General features: G+C 72.4%; 20 protein-coding genes. 9 read left to right on the top strand and 11 right to left on the bottom strand.

Translation table 11 applies throughout. The features are described 5' to 3' along the window. Window positions 1-117: 117 nt before the first annotated feature. Window positions 118-390, bottom strand: coding sequence for a mycoredoxin (locus tag PIJ49_RS10075; RefSeq protein WP_066653207.1), 273 nt, complete (start codon window positions 388-390; stop codon window positions 118-120). Between the two features lie 60 nt (window positions 391-450). Between PIJ49_RS10075 and PIJ49_RS10070 the strand changes: the two genes are divergently transcribed. After that, window positions 451-1,983 carry a CYTH domain-containing protein gene (locus tag PIJ49_RS10070; RefSeq protein ID WP_066653209.1) on the top strand — a complete coding sequence of 511 codons (1,533 nt, stop codon included), beginning with the start codon at window positions 451-453 and terminating at the stop codon, window positions 1,981-1,983. Window positions 1,984-2,090: 107 nt separating this feature from the next. Here PIJ49_RS10070 and PIJ49_RS10065 read toward each other — a convergent pair whose 3' ends face one another. Both PIJ49_RS10065 and PIJ49_RS10060 read right to left on the bottom strand, forming a co-directional pair. Next, window positions 2,091-4,262, bottom strand: a complete 2,172-nt coding sequence (locus PIJ49_RS10065) for a S9 family peptidase (protein ID WP_066657945.1) — start codon at window positions 4,260-4,262, stop codon at window positions 2,091-2,093. Then, window positions 4,259-5,491 carry a Fic family protein gene (locus tag PIJ49_RS10060; RefSeq protein WP_271826502.1) on the bottom strand — a complete coding sequence of 411 codons (1,233 nt, stop codon included), beginning with the start codon at window positions 5,489-5,491 and terminating at the stop codon, window positions 4,259-4,261. The genes PIJ49_RS10065 and PIJ49_RS10060 overlap by 4 nt, the downstream gene beginning before the upstream one ends. Before the next feature lie 110 nt (window positions 5,492-5,601). Between PIJ49_RS10060 and PIJ49_RS10055 the strand changes: the two genes are divergently transcribed. Beyond that, window positions 5,602-6,801 (top strand): amidohydrolase, encoded by a 1,200-nt coding sequence (locus tag PIJ49_RS10055; RefSeq protein WP_251160876.1) that lies wholly within the window; start codon window positions 5,602-5,604, stop codon window positions 6,799-6,801. Window positions 6,802-6,939: 138 nt separating this feature from the next. Here the strand turns inward: PIJ49_RS10055 and PIJ49_RS10050 are convergent, their stop codons facing one another. Together PIJ49_RS10050 and PIJ49_RS10045 are read right to left on the bottom strand one after the other, a co-directional pair. Next, complete coding sequence (locus PIJ49_RS10050; RefSeq protein ID WP_251154806.1) at window positions 6,940-7,830, bottom strand: aminodeoxychorismate lyase; 891 nt, start codon at window positions 7,828-7,830, stop codon at window positions 6,940-6,942. A gap of 35 nt (window positions 7,831-7,865) precedes the next feature. After that, a complete protein-coding gene (locus tag PIJ49_RS10045) occupies window positions 7,866-8,216 on the bottom strand; it encodes a tryptophan synthase subunit alpha (RefSeq protein WP_066653218.1) in 351 nt (116 codons plus the stop codon). A gap of 84 nt (window positions 8,217-8,300) precedes the next feature. On the opposite strand from PIJ49_RS10045, the gene PIJ49_RS10040 reads away from it, so the two are divergent. Continuing rightward, entirely contained in the window at window positions 8,301-8,807 is a 507-nt protein-coding gene (locus PIJ49_RS10040; RefSeq protein WP_066653220.1) for an 8-oxo-dGTP diphosphatase, read from the top strand. Here the strand turns inward: PIJ49_RS10040 and PIJ49_RS10035 are convergent. From PIJ49_RS10035 to PIJ49_RS10025, 3 genes are all read right to left on the bottom strand, one after another. After that, window positions 8,804-9,103, bottom strand: a complete 300-nt coding sequence (locus tag PIJ49_RS10035; protein WP_066653223.1) for a hypothetical protein — start codon at window positions 9,101-9,103, stop codon at window positions 8,804-8,806. The genes PIJ49_RS10040 and PIJ49_RS10035 overlap by 4 nt on opposite strands. Before the next feature lie 47 nt (window positions 9,104-9,150). Next, window positions 9,151-10,575 (bottom strand): ABC transporter permease, encoded by a 1,425-nt coding sequence (locus tag PIJ49_RS10030; RefSeq protein WP_066653225.1) that lies wholly within the window; start codon window positions 10,573-10,575, stop codon window positions 9,151-9,153. A 294-nt stretch (window positions 10,576-10,869) separates the two neighbouring features. Continuing rightward, a complete protein-coding gene (locus PIJ49_RS10025) occupies window positions 10,870-12,558 on the bottom strand; it encodes a cation:proton antiporter (protein ID WP_209686086.1) in 1,689 nt (562 codons plus the stop codon). A gap of 116 nt (window positions 12,559-12,674) precedes the next feature. Between PIJ49_RS10025 and PIJ49_RS10020 the strand changes: the two genes are divergently transcribed. The 3 genes from PIJ49_RS10020 to PIJ49_RS10010 all read left to right on the top strand — a co-directional run bounded on the left by PIJ49_RS10020 (window position 12,675) and on the right by PIJ49_RS10010 (window position 15,837). After that, the gene (locus PIJ49_RS10020) at window positions 12,675-13,931 is read left to right on the top strand and encodes an inorganic phosphate transporter (protein ID WP_271826501.1); all 1,257 of its coding nucleotides are present in this window, start codon (window positions 12,675-12,677) and stop codon (window positions 13,929-13,931) included. Then, window positions 13,931-14,227 carry a hypothetical protein gene (locus PIJ49_RS10015; RefSeq protein WP_066653232.1) on the top strand — a complete coding sequence of 99 codons (297 nt, stop codon included), beginning with the start codon at window positions 13,931-13,933 and terminating at the stop codon, window positions 14,225-14,227. Before PIJ49_RS10020 ends, PIJ49_RS10015 begins: the two co-directional genes overlap by 1 nt. 125 nt (window positions 14,228-14,352) lie before the next feature. Continuing rightward, window positions 14,353-15,837, top strand: a complete 1,485-nt coding sequence (locus PIJ49_RS10010; protein WP_066653235.1) for an aspartate ammonia-lyase — start codon at window positions 14,353-14,355, stop codon at window positions 15,835-15,837. A 103-nt stretch (window positions 15,838-15,940) separates the two neighbouring features. Here PIJ49_RS10010 and PIJ49_RS10005 read toward each other — a convergent pair whose 3' ends face one another. Continuing rightward, window positions 15,941-17,029, bottom strand: coding sequence for a YihY/virulence factor BrkB family protein (locus PIJ49_RS10005; protein WP_066653237.1), 1,089 nt, complete (start codon window positions 17,027-17,029; stop codon window positions 15,941-15,943). 176 nt (window positions 17,030-17,205) lie between these two features. After that, a complete protein-coding gene (locus PIJ49_RS10000) occupies window positions 17,206-18,522 on the bottom strand; it encodes an MFS transporter (protein WP_271826500.1) in 1,317 nt (438 codons plus the stop codon). 213 nt (window positions 18,523-18,735) lie between these two features. On the opposite strand from PIJ49_RS10000, the gene PIJ49_RS09995 reads away from it, so the two are divergent. From PIJ49_RS09995 to PIJ49_RS09985, 3 genes are all read left to right on the top strand, one after another. Continuing rightward, window positions 18,736-19,107, top strand: a complete 372-nt coding sequence (locus tag PIJ49_RS09995) for an FKBP-type peptidyl-prolyl cis-trans isomerase (RefSeq protein ID WP_058728797.1) — start codon at window positions 18,736-18,738, stop codon at window positions 19,105-19,107. Next, the gene (locus PIJ49_RS09990; RefSeq protein WP_271826499.1) at window positions 19,107-19,943 is read left to right on the top strand and encodes an aldo/keto reductase; all 837 of its coding nucleotides are present in this window, start codon (window positions 19,107-19,109) and stop codon (window positions 19,941-19,943) included. The genes PIJ49_RS09995 and PIJ49_RS09990 overlap by 1 nt, the downstream gene beginning before the upstream one ends. A gap of 208 nt (window positions 19,944-20,151) precedes the next feature. Next, window positions 20,152-22,398, top strand: a complete 2,247-nt coding sequence (locus PIJ49_RS09985; RefSeq protein WP_251160867.1) for a HelD family protein — start codon at window positions 20,152-20,154, stop codon at window positions 22,396-22,398. Here PIJ49_RS09985 and PIJ49_RS09980 read toward each other — a convergent pair. Beyond that, a complete protein-coding gene (locus tag PIJ49_RS09980; RefSeq protein ID WP_271826498.1) occupies window positions 22,388-22,666 on the bottom strand; it encodes a protealysin inhibitor emfourin in 279 nt (92 codons plus the stop codon). The genes PIJ49_RS09985 and PIJ49_RS09980 overlap by 11 nt on opposite strands. Between the last annotated feature and the right edge of the window lie 10 nt (window positions 22,667-22,676).

Genomic DNA, 22,676 nt, shown 5'->3' with positions numbered 1-22,676 from the left:
CACAGCACTCCGGTGGGGGGGGCGCTGTCTATTGGACACCCCCCCCCCCCCCCCCCCCCCCCCCCGGGGCGCCCCCCCCCCGCTTCTCGTTGTGCAGCGCGCCGTCGGCGCCTCGCGTCAGACGCGCGACTGCACCTCGGCCAGGGACGGGTTCGTCGCGGTGCTGCCGTCCGGGAAGACCAGCGTCGGCACGGTCTGGTTGCCGCCGTTGACCTCGGCGACGAGCTCCGCGGTGCCGGGGGTCTGCTCGATGTCGACCTCGCGGAACGGCACGCCCGCCTTCGACATCTGGTTCTTCAGCCGGGCGCAGTAGCCGCACCAGCTCGTCGTGAACATCGTGACGCCGCCGGCCTCGGGCACGAACGCGTCGCGGGTGACTGTCTCGCTCATGTGCCCAGGCTAACCCCGCCGGTTCGGGGAACCCCGGTGACCCCTGGTAGACAGGACCGCGTGACGGACACCCACCTCGAGATCGAGCGTACGTACGACATGCCCGAGGGCGACGACCTGCCGGACCTCATCGGCGTCGGCAGCATCGCCCGGACGGAGCGCCAGGAGCCGTTCGGCCTCGACGCGACCTACTGGGACACCGAGCGGTACGACCTCGTCGCCTCGCGGGTGACCGTCCGCCGACGGACGGGTGGCCCGGACGCGGGATGGCACATCAAGCGCGCCGCGTCGGACACCGTCCGGCACGAGCAGCACTTCGCCCTGACGGACGATCCCGACACCGTGCCCGACGAGGTCCTGGCCGCGCTGTTCGCCGAGCGCCGGGGCCGCGGCCTGCGCCCCGTCGTCCGCATCACCACCACGCGGGCGGTCGTGCGGTTGCTCGACGAGGACGACGACCAGGTCGCCGAACTCGCCGACGACCGCGTGGTCGCCCAGCGCCTCGACGACCACGCGCCCGCGACCCCGCGCACCTGGCGCGAGGTCGAGGTCGAGGTCGCCGAGGGCGTCGACGAACAGGTGGCGCACGAGCTCTTCGCCGCACTCGACGGTCGCTTCGCCGACATCGACGCGCACCCCGCGGCGGTCACCTCGAAGCTCGCCCGCGGCCTGGAGGGCGCGCCCGCCGCCCGGCTCCGCACGGCGGAGAAGCCGGAGAAGCACACCGCGGCGCGGGCACTGACGAAGCGCCTGCGCAAGCTGCGATCGACCCTGCTCGCCCTCGAAGGACAGCTGCGCGCCGGGGCGGAGACGGACCTCCGCGAGACGGCGAGGACCTCCCTCGACATCGCCGCCGTGCTCGGCTCGTACCGTCCTGCGTTCCCGGCGACCCCGGCGACCGACCGAGCAGCCGAGGCCGCGGACGCCCTCGCCGCCGTGACGGCGCGCGCTGCGCTGGCCGACTACCTCGTGGAGCGTCTGCCCCACGCGTCGACGCCGGCACAAGACCTGCTCGTCGACGCGATGACCCGGGAGCGGGTGCTCGCCGCCACCCGCGAGCGCCGTGCCGTCGCGGTCGGCGAGGTCACGGCCTTCCTGCACTCCGAGCGCTACCTCGAACTCCTCGACGCCCTCGACGACGCCGTCGAGCGTCCGGCGCCGACGGCGTGGGCGCTCCGGTCGCCGAAGCACGTCGCTCAGGACGTCTCGGCGGTCGAGAAGCCACGCGTCCGTGACCTGGTCCGGAACGCGGTCGGGGACGACGACGAGAGCGTCGGCCCTGTCGACCGTGAAGCCGCCGACCGTGCGGCGACCGAGACCGCCTGGCGCGCTGCGACCCGCGCCCGGGCGGCGATGGACGTGCTCGGGGACGACGCCTTCCCGCACGCGCTGTGGAAGCGCATCGGGGACGCCGCGGACGTGCTGACCGAGCGGGTGCGCTCCCTGCACGCCCTCGACGTGCTCCGGGTGCACTCCGGCATCGCCGAGCGTGGTGGTGAGGGGACGTTCGGGTACGGCGTGCTCGCGGGGGACCGCGTGCGGCTCGCCGAGGACTCGTACGACCAGGCCGTGCAGGCACTCAACCGCGTCTGACGCGGCTCGGCGCGCTGCGTCGCGCAGCATTCCGTGGGAGCGACAGGACTCCACCGAACTCCGGTGGAGTCCTGTTGCTCCCGCGGGACGATCGGCAGCGGCGCCGCTCAGCCGGCGGCGATCGGCTCCGCTGAGGCCGCCGCGGGGTTCACGTCGGCCAGGCCGAGCACCTCGAGCAACCAGGCGAGCTCGAACGCGCGCTCGCGCCACGAGTCGTACCGGCCGCTCACGCCGCCGTGCCCCGCGGCCATCTCGGTCTTCAGCAGCACCGGCGCCCCGACCTCGCGCAGCTTCGCGGTCCACTTCGCCGGTTCGACGTAGAGCACACGGGTGTCGTTGATCGACGTCACGGCGAGGATCCGTGGGTACTGCACGTCGTCGCGCACGTTCTCGTACGGCGAGTACTCGCTCATGTACCGGTAGACCTCGGCATCGTGCAGCGGGTCGCCCCACTCGTCCCACTCGATCACCGTGAGCGGCAGGTCCGGGTCGAGGATGCTCGTGAGCGCGTCGACGAACGGGACGGCGGCCAGGATGCCGGCGAAGCGCTCCGGCGCGAGGTTCGCGACCGCGCCCATGAGCAGGCCACCGGCGCTGCCGCCCTCGGCCACGAGACGGTCGGCGCTCGTCCGACCGCTCTCGATCAGGTGCTCGGCGACCGCGACGAAGTCGGTGAACGTGTTCTTCTTCGTCAGCGTCTTGCCGTCCTCGTACCAGTGCCGCCCCATCTCGCCGCCGCCCCGCACGTGGGCGACCGCGAAGACGACGCCGCGGTCGAGCAGGGACAGGCGCATGACGCTGAAGCCCGGGTCGATGGAGTGCTCGTAGGAGCCGTACCCGTAGAGGTGCAGCGGTGCCGGGCCGTCGGCGTCCACCGCGTCGCGGCGCCAGACGAGCGAGATCGGCACCTGCGTGCCGTCCGGGGCTGTCGCCCAGTCACGCTCCTGCACGTAGTCGGCCGGGTCGTAGCCGCCGAGGACCGGCTGTCGCTTGAGCACCGTGACCTCGCCGGTCGCCAGGTCGAGGTCGCTGACCTCGGACGGGGTGACGAACGACGTGTACCCGATGCGCAGGGTCGGCTGCTCCCACTCGGGGTTGCCGCCGAGCCCTGCCGAGAAGAGCGCCTCGTCGAAGGGGACCTCGTGCGCGTCGCCGTAGCCGTCGCCCTCGATCGGGATGACGGCGACGCGGGGGAGCGCCTCGGCCCGGTACTCGAGCGCCAGGTGCCCGGCGAAGGCGTCCACGGACTCGATGCGGCGCTCGGTGTGGTGCGCGACGACGACGCGGCGGTCGTGCTCCGAGGTGGGGTCGTCGGCGGGGACGTCGACGAGTTCGAAGTTCTCGGCGCCGTCGTTGTGCAGCACCAGGAAGCGGTCGCTCCCGCCGACGATGGCGTGCTCGATCTCGTACTCGACCCCCTCGCGCCGCGGCCACACGACCCGGAACTCGCCGGTCGGGTCGGCGGCGTCGAGCACCAGTGCCTCGGACGTGATCTTTGAGCCGAGCTCGATGACGATGTACTGCGACGAGCGGGTCACGCCGACGCCGACCCAGTAGCGGTCGTCGGACTCCTCGAACACGACGACGTCGTCGCCGGTGGCGCTGCCGACGGTGTGCCGCCAGATGCGGTCCGGACGCCAGGACTCGTCGACGGTCGGGTAGAACACGTAGCGCCCGGACGGGTCGAAGGTCGCGCCGGAGCCGGTGTCCGGGATCTCGTCGCCGAGGTCGGTGCCCGTCGTGAGGTCGCGCACGTGCAGCGTGTAGCGCTCGTCGCCCTCGACGTCGACGCCGTAGAGGAGACGGGTCCCGTCGTCGCTGATGTCGTAGCTGCCGAGCGAGAAGAAGTCGTGCCCCTCGGCCAGGGCGTTGCCGTCGAGGACGACCTGCTCCCCGGGCAGGGCCGTCGCACCCTCGTCGACCGCGGGCGGCGTCCAGTCGTCCGGGCCGGTGATCGGTGCGCGGCAGTGCACGCCGTACTGGCTGCCCTCGGCCGTCCGCGTGAAGTACCACCAGTCGCCCATGCGCACCGGGACGGAGAGGTCCGTCTCCTGCACGCGGTTCTTGACCTCGGCGAAGATGCGGTCGCGGAGGCCGGTCAGGTGCTCGGTCTGTGCCTCGGTCCAGGCGTTCTCGGCCTCGAGGTGGGCGAGGGTCTCCGGTGACTCCTTGTCCCGCATCCACTCGTAGTCGTCGACGAACTCGATGCCGTGGTGGGTCCGCGTGACGGGCCGCTTCGCGGCGGTCGGCGGGGTGGCCTGGGCGTGCTCACTGCTCACCACGCCACCCTATGCGCCCGGGCCTCGACACCTGCTCGCACGCGCTCGGCGAAGGCGTCGAGTTCGGCCGCCACCGCCGGCGCGATCCACGCACGGCGCCGGCGACGGGCCGTCACCGGACGGAGGACCCCGGCTCGGCACAGGTCGGTGACCGTGGTCTCGAGCAGCGTCTCGGCCGTCCCCGAGACGTCGCCCCGCGCGATCGCGCGGCGGAGGAGCTCCTCCGCGTGGTCCTCCGTCAGGACGGCGTCCTGGTCGAGCGCCCGCCCGAGCACCGCGTGCGGGCCGGAGGCGCAGGTCGTCGCCGCACGGTCCTCGGCGACCTCGCCGAGCAGCAGCCCCGTGACGAGCGCCTCGTCCGATCCCGCGCCCACGGCGATGGCGACGTCGCGCACCCACGCGTCGACGTGTCCCTCGCGGTACTGCGTCAGGTGCTGGAAGTACCGGGCGCGCTCGGCGACCAGGACGGACGAGACGGGTGGACTCGCGGTCCGCGTCGCCCCCCGGTGCCGCAGCACCGCCGCCACGAGCGCGCGACCGGTCCGTCCGTTGCCGTCGGTGAACGGGTGGATCGACTCGAACTGTGCGTGTGCGATCGCCGCCTGGGCCACGGGGTGCAGGTCGTCGCGCCCGAGGAACGCGAACAGGTCGGCCATGAGCGACGGGACGAACTCGGGCGGCGGTGGGACGTGGTCGGCGTCCCGTGGTGTGCGCCCGCCCCCGATCCAGTTCTGCACGGTGCGGTAGCGACCCGCGTGCGGGCCGTCCACGGGGTCGCCGCGCAGCAGACCACGGTGGGCGTCGAGGAGCGCGGTCTCGTCGAGGTGTCCGGCTCCGGCTGCCCGCACCAGGCGCTCGAGGGCGTCCCCGGCCTGCACCATCACCGAGGCGCTCGTGTTCGCGCGCACGCCCACCAGCGCCCGGGCGACGTCCTCGGCCGTGGCGTCCTCGTGCTCGATGCGCGAGGTCGCGACCGCCTCGGTCCGGGCGAGCAGCCGGTGCAGGGGACCGGCTCCGCCGTCCTCGTCGAGCGCCCGGAGCGCCGTCAGGCTCCGGTCGAGCAGTGCCGCGGTCGCTCCGTCGGGCTCCCAGTGCGCGTCGGCGATGCACGGTGGGACCGAAGCGGTGACGGTCGCCGTCTGCCGGACGGTCCGGTCGCCGCGGGTGGCGCTGCGCCACGGCCGGACGACGGTGTCGTGGGCGGGCCAGGGTGGTCGGGGTCGGGACACGGAGCCTCCTGCGTCGATCGTCGGTGTCGAGACGGTAGGACGGACGCGACCGCGGACGCCAGGGATCGGTATGTCGCAGGGACGACGGTGCTCCGCCGTACCGTGGTGGCATGCGCAACTCGTTCGTCGTCACCGGGGCCCACGTCGTCCCCGTCACCGCTCCGCCCTTCGACGGGGGTGCCGTCGTCGTGGAGGACGGCCGCATCACCGCCGTCGGCCCCGACGTGGCTCCGCCGCCCGGCCTCCCCGTCGTCGACGCCGCCGGCGCCTGGCTCGTCCCCGGGTTCGTCGAGTCGCACGGCCACGTCGGCATCCACGAGGAGGCGAACGGCTGGGCCGGCAACGACACCAACGAGATGACCGACCCGAACCAGGCTGCGGTGCGGGCGATCGACGCCGTGGACATCGACGACGAGGGGTTCCGCGACGCACTGTCCGGCGGCATCACGAGCATCGTCGTGAAGCCCGGCTCCGGCAACCCGATCGGCGGGCAGACCGTCGCGATCAAGACCTGGGGTGGTCGCACGATCGACGAGCAGCTCATCTCCGACGCCGTCAGCGTCAAGAGCGCCCTCGGCGAGAACCCGAAGCGCGTGTACGGCGACAAGGGGAGGACGCCGTCGACGCGCCTCGGCGTGGCGAAGGTCGTCCGCGAGGCGTTCGTCGCCGCGCAGGACTACCGCGCCGCCCGTGCGGCCGCCGCCGCGAAGGGGGAGCCGTTCACCCGCGACCTGACGAACGAGACGCTCGTCCGGGTGCTCGACGGCGAGCTCGCGTGGGACCAGCACGTCCACCGGCACGACGACCTCGCGACCGCGCTCCGCCTGGCCGACGAGTTCGGGTACCGGCTCGTCGTCAACCACGGCACCGAGGCGCACAAGATCGCCGACCTGCTCGCCGAGCGCGACGTCCCGGTGATCTACGGCCCGCTGTTCACGAGCCGCTCGAAGGTCGAACTCCGCGACCGCGGCATCCCGAACGTCGTGGCGCTCGCCGCCGCCGGTGTCCGCGTGGCCATCACCACCGACGCCCCGGTCGTGCCGATCGCGATGCTGGTCGACCAGGCCACGGCGGCCGTCAAGGAGGGCCTGCCCTGGCAGACCGCGCTCGAGGCCCTCACCACCAACCCCGCGGCCTTCCTCGGCTTCGGGGACCGTGTCGGCCGCATCGCACCGGGCTTCGACGCCGACCTCGTCCTGTGGGACGGCGACCCGCTGGCCGCGACCAGCCGCGCGACGCGCGTCTGGATCGAGGGCGCGTCCGTGTACGAGTGGGCCGACGGGACGGGCGTCACCACGCCGCGCTGGTGACCGGATGACGGTCTGGAGGCTCGTGGCGGCCCCGCCACGGTCCTCCCGTCCGCAAGACGCAACCTCGGCGGTTGCTCGCAACGCCGTACCGCTGCGCGCAACCGCCGACGTTGCGTTCCGCGGAGGGGGCGCCGAGCGTCAGGCGTCGCGGGACAGCAGGAAGTCGTTGATGCGCTCGGTCATCGGCAGGTCCATCTCCCGCGCGACGCCGTTCACGGACCGGATCGGTGCCGCCTGGCGGACGCTCGACAGCAGCCACAGGGCGTCGGCGGCCTCCAGGTCGGCCAGCGTGACGAGCTCGTACGAGGTCGCGATGCCCTCGCCCTCGGCGAACCGGAAGACGTCGGCCTGCGTCGTCCCCGCCAGGATGCCGATGTCGGTCCGCGGCGTCACGAACCTGCCGTCGACGGACATCACCAGGTTCGCGCGGGTGCCCTCGAGCACGTACCCGTCCGTCGAGACGAAGAGCGCGTCGTCCGCTCCGCGGCGCTCGGCCTCGCGGAGCGCCGCCATGTTCACCGCGTACGACAGCGTCTTCGCGCCCTGCAGCAACCACGGCGAGGTCCGCTCGACGTCGTGCCGGTAGCCGCGGTCGAGCGTCACGACGGCGATGCCCGCCGTCCGCGCGGGCGTCTGGTCGCCGGACGGTGCCGCGTAGACCCAGCCGGTCGGGCGACCCGAGCCCTCGACGCCGCGGGTCATGACGGTCTTCGCGAAGGCCTCGTGCACCGGGTCGAGCCGGGCGCACACCGCCTCGATCGCCTGGCGCCACGCGTCGACGTCCGGCGTGGGCAGGTCGAGCATCGCCGCGGACCGCACGAAGCGGGCGAGGTGCGGTTCGAGCGCCTGCGGCCGCCCGTCGACCACCGTGATGGTCTCGAACACCCCGTCGCCGCGGATCGCCCCGAGGTCCTGCACCTGCAGGTGCTCCTCGAGCGGCTTCGCCCACGTGTACGCGTCGGCCTCGGGGTCGTGCGGGGCGGCGTCGCGCGAGGGCTGGTTGAGGACGGCGAGGACGGTGTCGGTCATGCCACCATCCAACCGCAGCACCGGGTCGGTGGTCGTCAGTCGCGCCCGGGGAGCGCGCCCATGAGCTTCCACACCGCCGGCGTCAGCTCGGGGTGCTGCAGGGCGATCCGGCGGAGCCGGTGGTACTCCTCGCCGAGCTCGGTGCCCTGCCCGGAGGCCGGGTGGCCCGCCCAGTGCACGCTGCGCTGCCCGATCGCGGCGTCGAGCTCGACGGCATCGGCGCGGAGGATGAGCACGACCTGCTCGTCGACGGTCGGGAGCGTCGGCATGAACTCCCACGGGTCCTCGCCCGCACGGCTGCGGTGCTCGACGATCATCGAGATCTCCTCGGCGGCCTCGGCGCGCAGCACTTCGAGGCTGCGCCCGGTCCTGCGGGGCTCAGCCATGGTGCCCCCGCAGCACGCCTGCCATGCCAGCGATCGTACGCCAGCGCGGAGCGTCCACCGGACACGTCCGCCAGACTGGGGACCGTGACCGAACGCGACGAGACGAAGTCCCAGCACGCCCCGGTCGTGGTCGTCTACCTGCTCCGTGACGGTCCCGACGGCCCCGAGGTGCTGCTCGGCGAGAAGCGTCGGGGGCTCGGGGCCGGGCGCCTCGTCGGTCCGGGCGGCAAGCGCGAGCCGGGGGAGCCGCCGGTGGCGGCAGCGGTGCGCGAGGTGGCGGAGGAGGTCGGTCTGCGGCTCGAGTCGGACGACCTGGAGGCGCGTGGCACGTTGGACTACCGGTTCCCGTTCCGACCGTCCTGGTCGCAGCGCTCGGACGTCTTCGTCTGCCGCCGCTGGCAGGGGACCCCGTCGGGCAGCGACGAGCTGGAGCCGCGGTGGGTCCCCGTCGACGCGGTGCCCTACGACGCGATGTGGGACGACGCGCGCTACTGGTTGCCGGGCGTGCTGGCCGGCGGGACCGTCACGGCGCGCTTCACCTTCGCGGAGGACAACGCGACCGTCTCGGGCTTCAGCGGCGAAGGCGTCTAGCGGGCGCCCGCACGACCCTGCTGGACGCGGGTGCTGCCGGTGCGCGCCTCCTCCGCGGCGGCGAGGACGTCGGCGTCCCCGCTGCGACCACCGAGCGGGCGGACGAAGAAGTCGACGATGCCCGCCGCGATCGCCCCGAGGACCGCGAACATCGCCCAGCCGACGAACAGCCCGGCGGTGTTCCGGCCGTCGGCGGGGGCGAGGAACACGCTCGCGGCGTAGAGCGCTGCCGCGAGCACGAGGAACGCCACGACGGCGGTGACGAGGACGCGGTGCCAGGCGGTGCGCGGGTGCATGCGGAACAGGATACGCGCGCTCCGGGGAGCGGCCGAGCGTGCGCGCGTCAGCGCTCGGCGTGCCGCCCGTGCTGGCGCTCGTCGGGCGCGCCGGTCCGCGTCGTGCGCGATCCTGCCGGCGCCGGGCGGCGACCGGACGCGTCCACGCGGGGGACGGGACGGGTGCGGGGGCCGGTGGCAGCGCCTCCCGGTCGCGCCGGGCCGGACCGGTCCGCCTGCCGCACCACGGGGATGCGTCCGGTCGGGGTGGTCTCCTGCTCGAGCCCGTCGCGACCGCCGGTGAAGACGTCGCCGGCGACACGCTCGTCCTCCCAGTCGTCGTCGCGCAGGACGCTCAGCGTGCCGGTCTCGGTCGAGGTCAGTCCGTGGCGCTCGAGCTCGGCGTCCCGCTGCTTCCCGAGGAACTCGCGGTTCGCGGTCTGCGCGTCCTGGAACATCGTCGTGCGGTTGTTCACGATCGCCGCGATGCGACGGCGCTCCCACCACTGCTTGCCGAAGAACATCAGCACGAGCCCGGCGGCGGCGTAACAGCCCATCGTGACCAGCCCGCGACCGAAGCCGGGGCCGACGCCGTAGATCTCGTGCTTGATCATGTCGACCATGCTCGAGCCGACCACGACGTGGTTGAGCCACGCAAAGGGCTCCGGCATGAACCACTTCGGGTACGCGCCGCCGGAGGACGGCATCGACAGGAAGACGAAGCAGATCATCGCGGGCGCGGCGATGAACCGGCCGACGAAGTAGCTCAGGCCGTTGACGGCGAGACCGATCGCGACGATCCAGCCCCAGGCGATGAGCACGAGTCCGATCCAGTGCCCGTGGATCGCGCCGACGACCGGGCCGGCGAGCGTGTTCGTGATCAGGGAGATCACGAGGCCGCCGACGACGATCACGGTCATGCGGGTGCGGTGCCGCAGCGGACCGCCCATGATGCCGATGAACATCGCGACCATGTAGCCGCCGATGCACCAGGCGAGCATGACGTACATCGCGACGGTGCCGTACTCGTCGTACGCGGGCAGCGGTGCGAGCTCGGTGACGGTCGGGGCGGCGACTCCGATCCCGGTGAGCACGCTGGTCAGCGTCGCGGGGACGAGCGAGGCGACCTGGAACTGGTGGGCGCTCGCCTTGAAGACCTCGTTCGCCGAAGGGTCGTACGCGACGGCCATCGTGCCGGCCAGGACGTCCTGCTTCGCGCGGGCCAGCGACTCGTACGTGTGGAACACGTACTCACCGGGCAGGGCCTTGCCGACGGCGGCGACGAGGGTCGGGTCGCTGCCGACCAGGGCGACGGGGACGCCGTGCGGGTGGGGAGCGTGGAAGGCGAAGACGTAGCAGAGGCAGAAGCCGACGATGAAGAACAGCGGCATCCAGAGCTGCAGCCCGATGAGCTGCAGCGAGGGGTGGAGCGTGCCGTACCAGCGGCGGTACCGGCTGATCCGCTGCGGCTCGGGCACCGGTGCCTGGCGCACGCGCCCCGCACGGCTGCCGGCGCTCCGGCTGCCGGCGACGGGAGCACCGCGACGTGGCCGCGAACCGCCCCGCGTCGAGGGCCGGGTCTGCCGGGGCTTCGGCGCGGACGACCGCGGCGCTCCGTCACGATCGGGGAGGTCGCTCTTCCTGGGGACGTCGTTCCGCGGCTCGCTCACTCGGCGCTCTGCTCCTTCTGCTGGTCGGAGCATCACGGTACGCCGGGCGTGCTCACCGTGCCCCGTGAGCTGTCGGGGCAGGACCGGCTGCGGCGGCCCGGGACCGGCAGCGCCGGGTCAGGACCGGCTGCGGGAGGCCTGGGCCGAGTCCATCGCGAGTTCCTCGGCGTCGAGCGTCACGAGCACGCGGCGCATGACCTCCTCGTCGAGGTTGCCCTTCTCGCGTTCCTCGAGCACGATCTCGCGGCGACGGTCGAGCAGTTCGCGGCGGATGTCCTGGATCTGGGCGCCGCGGAGTCGCAGCGGAGCGTTCCGGTCCTCGACCTCCTCTTCCTCGGCGTCGCGGCGGAACGTCTCGGCCTGTCGTTCGAGGCGGGCCTTCAGTCGGTTCACGACGCTGTCCGATGCCTCGGCGCCGTACTGCTCGGCCCACGCCGGTCGCCTCCGTTCGAGCAGGGCGATCGCGGCCTCGGTGGTGCGCTGGTTGAGGCGCATCTCGCTCCGGACGTCCGCCTCGCCCTCGGCCGGGTCCTGCACCTTCAGCGCCCGGATCACGAACGGCAGGGTCAGCCCCTGGAGCAGGAGCGTGCCGACGGTGACCACGAAGGCGATCACGAAGATGGTGTCCTGCGCCTTGACGTCGACCGAGTTGCCGACGACGGAGACCGCCGCGGCGAGGGTCACCACACCGCGCATGCCGGTCCACGAGATGACGGTGAGCTCCCGCCAGTTCAGCTTCGGTTCGGCGGAGCCGCGCAGCCAGCGCAGGGACGGGTGACCGCGGGACAGTCGGACGCGCAACGGCCGCAGCCACCGGCCGTTGAAGCGGTTGCGCGCGTACGACTCGAACACGAAGAGCGGTCGCACGAGGATCACGACGACCAGGACGACGGCCGCCGCGGTGAGGGTCTGCGTCAGGCTGCGGTCGCTCTCGACGAGGTCCTGGACGACGGTCTTCAGCTGCAGGCCGATGAGGGCGAAGACGAACCCCTCGAGGATCACGTCCGCACTCGTCCACAGCGGGCGCTCCTGCAGCCGGGTCGCGTAGCCCTCCTTCGGCGAGTTGTAGCCGATGTACAGCCCCGCGGTGACCACGGCGATGACCCCGGAGCCGGAGAGGTGCTCGGCGAGGACGTACGCGACGAAGGGCAGCAGGATGCTCATGATCGTCTCGACGACCGGGTCGTTGATGCGCATCCGGATCCAGTGGACGGCGACGCCGAGGACGATGCCCACCGCCAGGCCGACACCGATCGCGAGCCCGAAGATGCCGAGGTCCTGCCAGATCGTCAGCGACGTCCCCGCCGCGATGAGCGTGAAGACCCGCACGAGGGTGAGGGACGCGGCGTCGTTGATGAGGCTCTCGCCGGACAGGACCGTCATCACCCGGCGGGGGAGTCCGAGCTTCCGGCCGATCGCCGCGGCGGACACCGCGTCCGGCGGGGCGACGACGGCGCCGAGCAGGATCGCCGCGGGCCAGTCCATGTCCGGGATGATGATGTACGCGGCGAGGGCGACCGCGAGCGCAGTGACGATCACGAGGAAGATACCGAGACGGCGGATCTGCTTGATGGACTGCCGGAAGCTCTGCCACGACACGTCGAGGGCGGCGGAGTAGAGCAGCGGCGGCAGGACGACGGTGAGGATCACCTCGGAGTCGATCTCGATCTCCGGCAGGCCCGGCAGGAACGACACCGCGAGCGCCACGGCCGTGACGAGCAGCGGCGCGGGCAGCCCCTTGGCCCGCGCGAAGCCGGTCACCGCGAGTGAACCGATCAACAGGATGAGGAGTTCCGCGGTGTCCATGGTGTCCATTCTCCCATCGACATGATTCGCAGGCTGAACGATCCCGCAGGTCGGGTGGCGCGGCGGCGGACGACAGGGTTTGCCCCGGAGCCGATCGGCTGCGACACTTGCCCGCGGTGGACATCACACTCATAGTCGTCCTGGTCATCGCGTTGGCCCTCTTCTTCGACTTCACAAACGGTTTTCACGACACCGCCAACGCGATGGCGACACCGATCGCCACCGGTGCCATGAAGCCCAAGGTGGCCGTCACGGTCGCCGCGGTGCTCAACCTCGTCGGTGCGTTCCTCAGCACCGCCGTCGCGACGTCGATCTCGCACGGCTTGATCAACGACGGCCCCGGTGGCGTCGCGATCACCCCGGAGATGATCTTCGCGGGCCTGATCGGCGCGGTCGTGTGGAACATGATCACGTGGCTGCGCGGTCTGCCGTCGTCGTCCTCGCACGCGCTGTTCGGCGGGCTCATCGGTGCCGCGATCGTCGGGGCCGGCTTCGACTCCGTGAACTACGCCGCGCTGCTGACCGTCGTGATCATCCCCGCGTTCCTGTCGCCGGTGATCGCCGCGCTGGTCTCGCTCCTCGCCACGCGCATCGCCTACCGCGTGACCCGTCGTCCGGTCTTCCCGAACGAGCGCGGCGGCTTCCGCATCGGCCAGGTGTTCACGAGCTCGATGGTCTCCCTCGCGCACGGCACGAACGACGCGCAGAAGACGATGGGCGTGATCACGCTGACGCTGATCGCCTCGGGCGCGCAGTCGGCGAACCAGGGCGTGCAGTTCTGGGTCGTCGTCGCGTGTGCGCTCGCGATCGCACTCGGCACGTACACCGGTGGTTGGCGCATCATCCGCACCCTCGGGTCGGGTCTGACCGAGATCCGCGCCACCCAGGGCTTCGCCGCCGAGGCGTCCACCGCAGCCACCATCCTCGCGTCGAGCCACCTCGGCTTCGCGCTCTCGACCACGCAGGTGTCGTCGGGCTCGATCATCGGCGCCGGGCTCGGCCGTCGTGGCTCGAAGATCCAGTGGTCGACGGCGGGCAAGATCGTCGTCGCATGGTTCATCACGCTGCCGGCCGCCGCAGCCGTCGGCGCGATCGCGTCCGGCATCGCCCGGCTCGGTGTCGGGGGACTCGTCATCGACGCGGTCGTCGGCGCAGCCGTCATCCTCGGGCTCTACCTCTGGTCGCTGCGGAAGCCGCACGACCAGGCCGCCGCGATCGAGGTGGACGTGGCCGCCAACGCGGTCTTCACCCGCAAGGAGCTCCGCGACATGCAGCGCAAGAAGCGTGCCGCCCAGGTCGCCGAGCGGCGCGCCGAGCTCAGCCGTGAGCGCACCCTGCGCCGCATGGCCGGACGGAACGGAGGGCGCCGCTGATGGGCATCGACTGGTTTGCATTCCTCACCGTGGCGATCGTCGCGGTCGTCTCCGCGTGCTTCGTGGTCCTCGTCTACTCGATCGGCCTGCGCCTCTGGAGCGCCGCCGACACGCGCGCCGGCAAGTACACCGTGAAGGACGACGGCACCGTCGGCCCCGCCACGGCCGGCTTCCCCCAGCCCGGCACCGTCCAGCCCGGCGTCCGCGCGTTTCGCGCGCTCGCCGTCGCGTGCTTCGCCGTCTCCGGCCTGGCCGTGCTCTACGGCATCTACCTGATCGTCCCGCAGTTCCACTGACGGTCACGTCCACCTGACGGACGGGAGGCCCGTGGCGACGCCGCCACGGGCCTCCCGTCCGTCGTCGGTCACCACGCGCGCCCGCCTGCCGGACCCGACCGGCCGGACGGGCTAGCCTCGACAGGGTGACCGGCAACGAAGCAGCGCGCACCAGGACCGAGACCGACTCGCTGGGATCCCTCGAGGTCCCCGCCGACGCGTACTGGGGCATCAACACCCTCCGGGCGCTCGAGAACTTCCCGATCACGTCGGTGCCGATCGCCGTGTACCCGGACCTCGTCGAGGCGCTCGCGACCGTGAAGCAGGCCGCCGCGCGGGCGAACAAGGCCATCGGCGTGCTCGACGCCGAGCGTGCCGACGCCATCGACCAGGCGGCGCAGGAGGTCCGCGACGGGAGCCTCCGCGACCAGTTCGTCGTCGACGTCGTGCAGGGCGGCGCGGGGACGTCGACGAACATGAACACGAACGAGGTGCTCGCCAACCGCGCCCTCGAGATCCTCGGGCGTGAGAAGGGCGACTACGCGTACCTGCACCCGATCGACCACGTGAACCGCAGCCAGTCGACGAACGACACCTACCCGACGAGCATCAAGCTGGCGATGATCCTGGGGGTGCGGCGGCTCACCGAGCAGCTCGAACTGCTCTCCGACGCGTTCGCCGAGCGCGGCCGGGCGTTCCAGGACGTCCTGAAGGTCGGGCGCACGCAGCTGCAGGACGCCGTGCCGATGACCCTCGGGCAGGAGTTCACCGGGTTCGCGCACACCATCCAGGAGGACGTCCTGCTCCTCCGCACGGTCTCGCCGCTGCTCGCGGAGACGAACCTCGGGGCGACGGCCATCGGCACGGGCATCACCGCGGACCCGCAGTACCGCGACGAGGTCCGTCGGCAGCTGCAGGTCGCGAGCGGGCTCGACATCGTCACCGCACCCGACCTGATCGAGGCGACGAGTGACGCCGGTGCCTTCATGACGCTGTCCGGCACGGTGAAGCGCAGCGCGGCCAAGCTGTCGAAGATCTGCAACGACCTGCGGTTGCTCGCGTCGGGGCCGCAGGCGGGGCTCGGCGAGATCACGCTGCCCGCACGCCAGGCGGGGTCGTCGATCATGCCGGGCAAGGTCAACCCGGTGATCCCGGAGGTCGTGAACCAGATCGCGTTCGCCGTCGCCGGTGCCGACACCACGGTGACGATGGCCGCCGAGGGCGGGCAGCTGCAGCTCAACGCCTTCGAGCCGATCATCACCCACTCGATCCTGCAGTCGCTGCAGTGGATGGCGAGCGGGTGCGCCACGCTCCGGGTGAACTGCGTCACGGGCATCGAGGCGAACGAGGCCAAGCTCGCCGCGCAGGTGGACACCAACGTCGGCGTCGTCACCGCGCTGACGCCCTACATCGGCTACGCGGCCGCGGCGTCGATCGCGCACACCGCGTTGACGACCTCGACGCCGATCGCGACGCTCGTCACGGCGGCGGGGCTGATGGACGAGGACCAGGTGCAGCGGGTCCTGTCGCCGGCGCGCTTGTCGGGCATCGAGCTCGCGACGGGGGCGATCCCGATCGTCACCGAGGAGATGTTGGACGCCGAGGCGGAGCGGGTCGCGCGCGAGCGCTGACCCCGTCCCGCGGGACGCAACCTCGGCGGCACTGCGCAGCGGTACAGCGCTGCGAGGCGTCGCCGACGTTGCGTCGTGCGGAGCGCCGCGCGAGCGCTGGAGCCTAGGGCAGCGGGGGCTCGCCGACCCGCACCTGGTGCGACATCGCGCGCAGGTGCTCCTCGGTCGGCGAGGGCTCCTCGTGCTCGTCCTCGGCACGCTGCTGCGCGGCGAGCCGGACCCGGTGCGCCGCAGCGATGTCCTGGTCGCGCCAGCGTGCGAGCGTGAAGTTCCGCGTGACGTCGCGGAGTGGCAGTCGGATCGACTCGTCAGCCTCGATGCCCGCGAGGAGCTGGCGCATCCGGATGACCTCGGAGTCGAGCTCCCCGCCGACGACGAGCACGAAGTTCGAGATGTACAGGTACACGAGTAGCAGGATCGCGCCACCGAGCCACCCGTAGGCCCGGTTCCCGCTGCCGCCGACCGTCTCGACGTAGATCGAGAAGCCGAGGGTCGCCACCGCCCAGGTCACGATCGCGAACGCCGCTCCGGCCGACACCCACCGCAGCTGCGGGGTCTTCACGTTCGGCGTCGCGTAGTAGAGGACCGCCACCATCACCACGAGGACGACGGCGAGCACGGGCCACTTCGCCACGTTCCACAGGTCGTCGATCCACGGTGCCCACCCCAGCTGCCGGACGATCGCCGCCGAGATCGTCGGGGTGCCGAGCAGGATGACGATCGCGATCGCCCCGCCGACCATCACGAGCAACGTGACGAGGAGCATCATGCTGCGGAACTTCCAGATCCGCCGGCCCTCCTCGACCTCGTAAGCGGTGTTCATCGCGCGTCCGAACGCCGTGGCGTACCCGGAGAGCGACCACAGCGTCAGGACGAGCCCGATCGAGAAGCCCACCCACGGGTTGTCGAGCGTCAGCAGCTGGCGCAGCGGCCCCTCGAGGTGCTGCGCGGTCTCGGGGCGGACGATGAAGCCCAGCACCTGGATGATGTCCGTCAGGCTGTCGCCCTGCCGGTCCACGACGGACAGGGCCGACACCACGGCGAGCGCCGCGGGGAACACGGTCAGCAGGGCGAAGAACGTCAGGGAGGCCGCGGCGTCCACGACGCGGTGGCGGATCACCGAGTGGTAGGTGCGCCGGACGACCGCGCGGACGCCGGTCCGCTGCAGGTCGCGCGAGGCGCTGTCGGGCATGCGATGTACCGTACCCGACCCCACGACGGCCGGGAGGCGCGGTGCGGCACCGCCACGCGCCTCCCGTCCGCGGACAGCTGCACGAGACTCGGCCCCGCGGACAAATTCGCCGTTCCCGCGCGCGAGTCTCGTCCGCCAGGCCGAGTCTCGGACCTGACGGGGCCGGCACCCGCCGGTCAGTTCGCGTGCGGGTCGAGTGCGTCGTACCGGCGGAAGGAGGGCACCAGCCGGAGCAGCAGTGCCACGAGGCCGATGATGAGCACGCCGCCGATGATCGGCGGGTACGCGATGCCGGCCGCGACGACGAGGCCGGCGTACAGGTCGCCGAGGCGCGGGCCGCCGGTCACGACCACGATGAAGATGCCCTGCAGCCGTCCGCGCATCCCGTCGGGCGAGGCCGCCTGCAGGATCGTGTTCCGGAACACCGAGCTGACGTTGTCCGCGCCGCCCGCCGCCGCGAGGAACAGCGCCGCGAGTCCGAGTGCGGGCAGGATCTCGACGCCGAAGGCCTCGCCGGACCGACCGCCGAGCAGGTGCGCCACCGCGATGACGACGCCGAACGCCGCGATCGCCGCGCCGTACGCCGTGATCGCCCAGCCGACGGCCTCGCCCTGGCGTCGCACGTGCCCGAGCGGGCCGGAGAACACGCTCGACAGCAGCGCGCCGACGGCGTAGGCGGCGGTCAGGGTGCCGACCGTGATCGACCCGCCGCCGATGACCAGTGCCCCGATCGCCGGGAAGAGCACGCGCGGCTGGCCGAACGACATCGCGACGATGTCGAGCACGAACGTCATCGTGATGTTGCGGGACCGCCTGAGGAACCGCGCACCCTCGACCAGGGAGCGCAGCCCGGGGCGGAGGGCGTCGTGCTCCGCCGCCATCCGGGGGAGGGTGAAGACGCCGAGGAAGGCGAACGTGAAGAGCACGACGTCGATCGTGTAGGTCGGTGCGAAGCCGACGCTCGCGATGAGGACACCGGCGATCGCCGGGCCCACCGTCACCTGGAACCCGGACGCGATGCCACCGAGGGCGCTCGCAGCCGGGAGCAGGTCCGTCCCGACGAGCCGGGGGACGATCGCCGAACGCGAAGCGTTGCTCACCGTCGCGGCGACGGCGTTGACGGTCGCGAGCACGTAGAGGAGCGCCACGCTGTGCAGCCCGAGCCAGGCGTGCGTGGCGATGAGCGCGACCGCGGCCCAGGCGATGATCGCGGACACGAGGGCCACGAGCCGCCGGTCGAAGGCGTCCGCGAGCATCCCGCCGTAGAGCCCGGCGACGATCATCGGGACGAGGGCGATCACGCCGACGAGCGCGACCGCGAAGGTCGAGCGGGTGATCTCGTAGACCTCGAGGCCGACCGCCACGGTGGTCATCTGCGTGCCGATGCCGGCGATCGCCGTGCCGGCCCAGAGCCGCGCGAACGCGGGGGAGCGGCGGAGCGGGGTGAGGTCGGCGAGCAGGCGGCGGCGGGGTTCGGTGTCAGGTCGTGTCACGGTGGAACCATTCTGCGGCCTGCGCCGCCCCGAGCGGGCGGAATCGGCGGGCTCCGGCGACGCGAGCGGGCGGAATCTGCGCACTCCGGCGACGCGAGCGGGCGGAGTGTGTCGCGTTCGTCCGCTGAGCGTGACGGATCGCGCCCGTTCGCGGGGAGCGAGACACCCGCGCCGCCGGGGAAGCCACCACACCCCAGCTGGTTGACTGACGCCATGACTGACCTCAACAGCAAGCCCGAGTTCGACGCCCCAGAGGGCCCGGCCCCCACCGAGCTCGTGATCACCGACATCGTCGAGGGTGACGGCGACGTCGCGCAGCCCGGCTCGACCGTGAAGGTGCACTACGCCGGCGTCGAGTACGAGTCCGGCGAGGAGTTCGACAGCTCGTGGAACCGCGGCGAGCCGATCGACTTCCCGCTCGCAGCACTCGTGCGTGGCTGGCAGGAGGGCATCCCCGGCATGAAGGTCGGCGGGCGCCGCAAGCTCACCGTCCCGCCGGAGCTCGCCTACGGCCCGGCCGGCGGCGGGCACTTCCTCTCCGGCAAGACCCTCATCTTCATCATCGACCTGCTCGGGGTCCGCTGATGCAGGTCGGCGCGCCCACCATCGAGCTGAACGACGGCCACCGCTTCCCGGAGCTCGGCCTCGGCACCTACGGGCTGAACGGCGACGAGGGCACCGCAGCGGTCGGCGCGGCGATCACGAGCGGCTACCGGCTGCTCGACACCGCGCTGAACTACGGCAACGAGGACGCCGTCGGCCGCGCCGTGCGCGAGTCGGAGGTCGACCGTGAGGACCTCGTCGTCACGTCGAAGCTGCCCGGGCGGCACCACGGCTACGACGAGGCACACCGCTCGATCGACGAGACGCTCGGCAACCTCGGGCTGGACCGCGTCGACCTGTACCTCATCCACTGGCCGAACCCGTCGGTCGGGAAGTTCGTCGACACGTGGAAGGCCTTGGTCGACCTCCGGGACAGCGGCAAGGTCCGCTCGATCGGCGTCTCGAACTTCACGCCCGAGCACCTGAAGGCGATCATCGACGCCACCGGTGTCGCCCCGGCGGTGAACCAGGTGGAACTGCACCCGTACTTCCCGCAGGCCGAGCTCCGCAAGGTGCACACCGAGTACGGCATCGTCACCGAGAGCTGGAGCCCGCTCGCGAAGCAGTCCGAGCTGCTCACCGAGCAGCCGGTCCTCGACGCGGCGGCCGCGCACGGCGTGACGCCCGGCCAGGTCGTGCTGCGCTGGCACGTCCAGCTCGGCGCGGTCCCGGTGCCGAAGTCCGGCGACGCGGACCGGCAGCGGGAGAACCTCGACGTCTTCGGCTTCGCGCTGACCGACGACGAGGTCCGCGCGATCTCCGGGCTCGAGCGCGGGCGTCTCTGGGACGGCGACCCGGACACGCACGAGGAGATGTAGGGGCTGCCGCCCCCACGGACGGACGGGCGCGCCCCGCTGAGCGGCGACGCGAAGCGTCGCGCGGGGCGCGCCGACCGAGCCTGCGAGGGAGGGGTGTCGGCCGACACCGCGCCTCCCGTCCGTCCCCCGGTCGCCCGTGCGTCTCGTCGCCCCCGGAGGTCGCCCGGCGGGACTACACTGGACACCCCTGTTTCCCGAAGGGTGGCGTGTGTCCGAACCGACCGAGACCGACCGCGAACGTAGCTACGTCGACGGTCTCTTCACCCGTCTCGACGAGCTGACGTCCGAGGCCGAGCAGCGTCTCGCCGAGACCCGCCGCCAGGCGGTCGGCGGCAACCACCAGAGCCGCAGCGAGCGTGACGCCTACGCACGCCTGTACGAGGACACGATCGCCACGCTCGACCGCGTCGGCGACCGCCTGGTCTTCGGTCGGCTCGAGGTGTCCGAGCCGGAGTCGCCCGACGACACGTTCCGGTACATCGGCCGCGTCGGCCTCCGCGACGTCGAGCACCGACCGCTCCTGCTCGACTGGCGCGTCCCCGGTGCGAGCGCCTTCTACCAGGCGACCGCAGCGCACCCGATGGGCATGCGCGCCCGCCGTCACCTGACGCTCGAGGGTCGCACGGTCGTGAACGTCGAGGACGAGGTCTTCGACGCGTCCCTGTACGACGACGAGCGCACGCACCTGCAGGGCGAGGGAGCGCTGCTCGCGGCGGTCACCGCCGAGCGCACCGGTCGGATGACCGACATCGTCGCGACGATCCAGGGCGAGCAGGACCGCATCATCCGCTCCGCGCTCGAGGGTGTCCTCATCGTGCAGGGCGGCCCCGGTACGGGCAAGACCGCCGTGGCGCTGCACCGCGCCGCGTACCTGCTCTACACGCACCGCGACCGGCTCCGGGGCTCCGGCGTGCTCATGGTCGGGCCGTCCCCGGCGTTCCTGACGTACATCGAGCAGGTGCTGCCGTCGCTCGGCGAGACCGGCGTGGTGATGGCCTCGCTCGGGTCGCTGTACCCGGGCGTGCACGCGACGATGCACGACCACGGGGACGTCGCCGCGGTGAAGGGCTCGGCGCAGATGGCGTCGCTGCTCCGCCGTGCCGTCCGCTCCCGCCAGGTCGTCCCGACCGAGTCGGTCGTGCTCGACGTCGAGGGGGAGCGGCTCACGGTGCCACCGCAGCTCGTCGCCGACGCCCTCAAGCGGGCGCAGGACCGCGGGAAGCCGCACAACGTCGCCCGGGTGACCTTCAACAAGATCGCCCTCGACGCGATGACCCGCCTGCTCGCCGACCAGCTCCGCGCCCGCGGCACGACGGTGGACGAGGCCGACGAGAAGGTCCTGCGCGAGGACATCCGCAGCTCGTACGACGCCCGTGTCCTGCTCAACACCGCGTGGCTGCCGCTGCCGCCGGAGAAGTTCCTCGAGGACCTCTACGCGCGCCCGAACTGGCTCGCCTCGCTCACGCCGGACTGGACACCCGCACGCCGCGCACTGCTCCAGCGACCGCGTGGCGCGGGCTTCACGATCGAGGACGTCCCGCTCCTCGACGAGGCCGCCGAGCTCCTCGGGCCGTTCGACCCGACCGGCGGTGCCGCGAAGCGCGCGGCCAAGGCCAGCCGCAACCGCGACATCGAGAACGCCCGCCAGGCGATCGAGAACATGGGCGTCGAGGGCATCGTCTCCGCCGAGCAGGTCGCGGGGTCCTTCGCCGAGGGCGGCGATCCACGCACGACGGCCGAGCGCGCCGCCGAGGACCGCGAGTGGACCTACGGGCACATCGTCGTCGACGAGGCCCAGGAGCTCTCACCGATGCAGTGGCGGGTCCTCGCCCGCCGGAACCCGCTGCGGTCGTTCACGATCGTCGGTGACATGGCGCAGGGTTCCTCGCCGGCCGCCGCACGCACGTGGGACGACGTCGTCGGTGCGCTCGCACGCCGCCGTCGCGGACGTGCGCCCGTGGTGCCGCTCGACCACCGGATCGCCGAGCTCACGGTCAACTACCGCACGCCGCGCTCCATCGTGCAGGCGGCGGGTGCGTTCGCCGACGCCGCCGGACTGGCGGTCACGCGCACCGAGGCCGTGCGCGACGGCGACCCGGTCGACCGCGTGTCCGTGCCCCGGGCGGCGCTGCTCGACACGGTCGCCGAGCACGTGGACGCCGAGCGGGAGCGCATCGGCTCGGGCACGATCGGCGTCATCGTGCCCGAGGCCGAGCTCACCGCCGTCCGCGACCGACTCGCCCGCACCGACGCCGACGTCCGCGGGCTCGGTTCACCGCGGCCGGGGTCGGTCACGGTGCTCTCGGGAGCCGACGCGAAGGGCCTCGAGTTCGACGGCGTCCTGCTCGTCGACCCGGACCGGGTCGGCGCCGACGCGGCACGCGCCGCGGCCGCGGTCTACGTGGCGATGACGCGACCGACGCGACGGCTTGTCGTGGTCGACGTCACCGACTGATCGGCTCGCCCTCGTCGCGCACCCGCGCGACGAGGGCCGCCCACGGGCCGTCGAGCTGGCTGCCGGGGATCGTGACGGTCGTGCGGGCGACCGTCACCGTCCACGTGAAGTCGTCTTGCACCGCCTGCCGCCGCCGCGCCGGGGCCTCGCGCGGGAGGGCGCCGACCAGGTCGTCCCAGGCGTCCGGGTCGTCGCACGAGTCGGTGTCGATCCGCCATCCCCGCGAGAGGCCGGCGAACCCACCACTGCGGCGGACGACGATCTGCATGCTCCGGTTC

Source organism: Curtobacterium uvaldense (assembly GCF_028307415.1).
Taxonomy (GTDB): domain Bacteria; phylum Actinomycetota; class Actinomycetes; order Actinomycetales; family Microbacteriaceae; genus Curtobacterium.
Note: the sequence above shows the minus strand (reverse complement) of the source record. Positions and strands in the feature narration are given on the sequence as shown.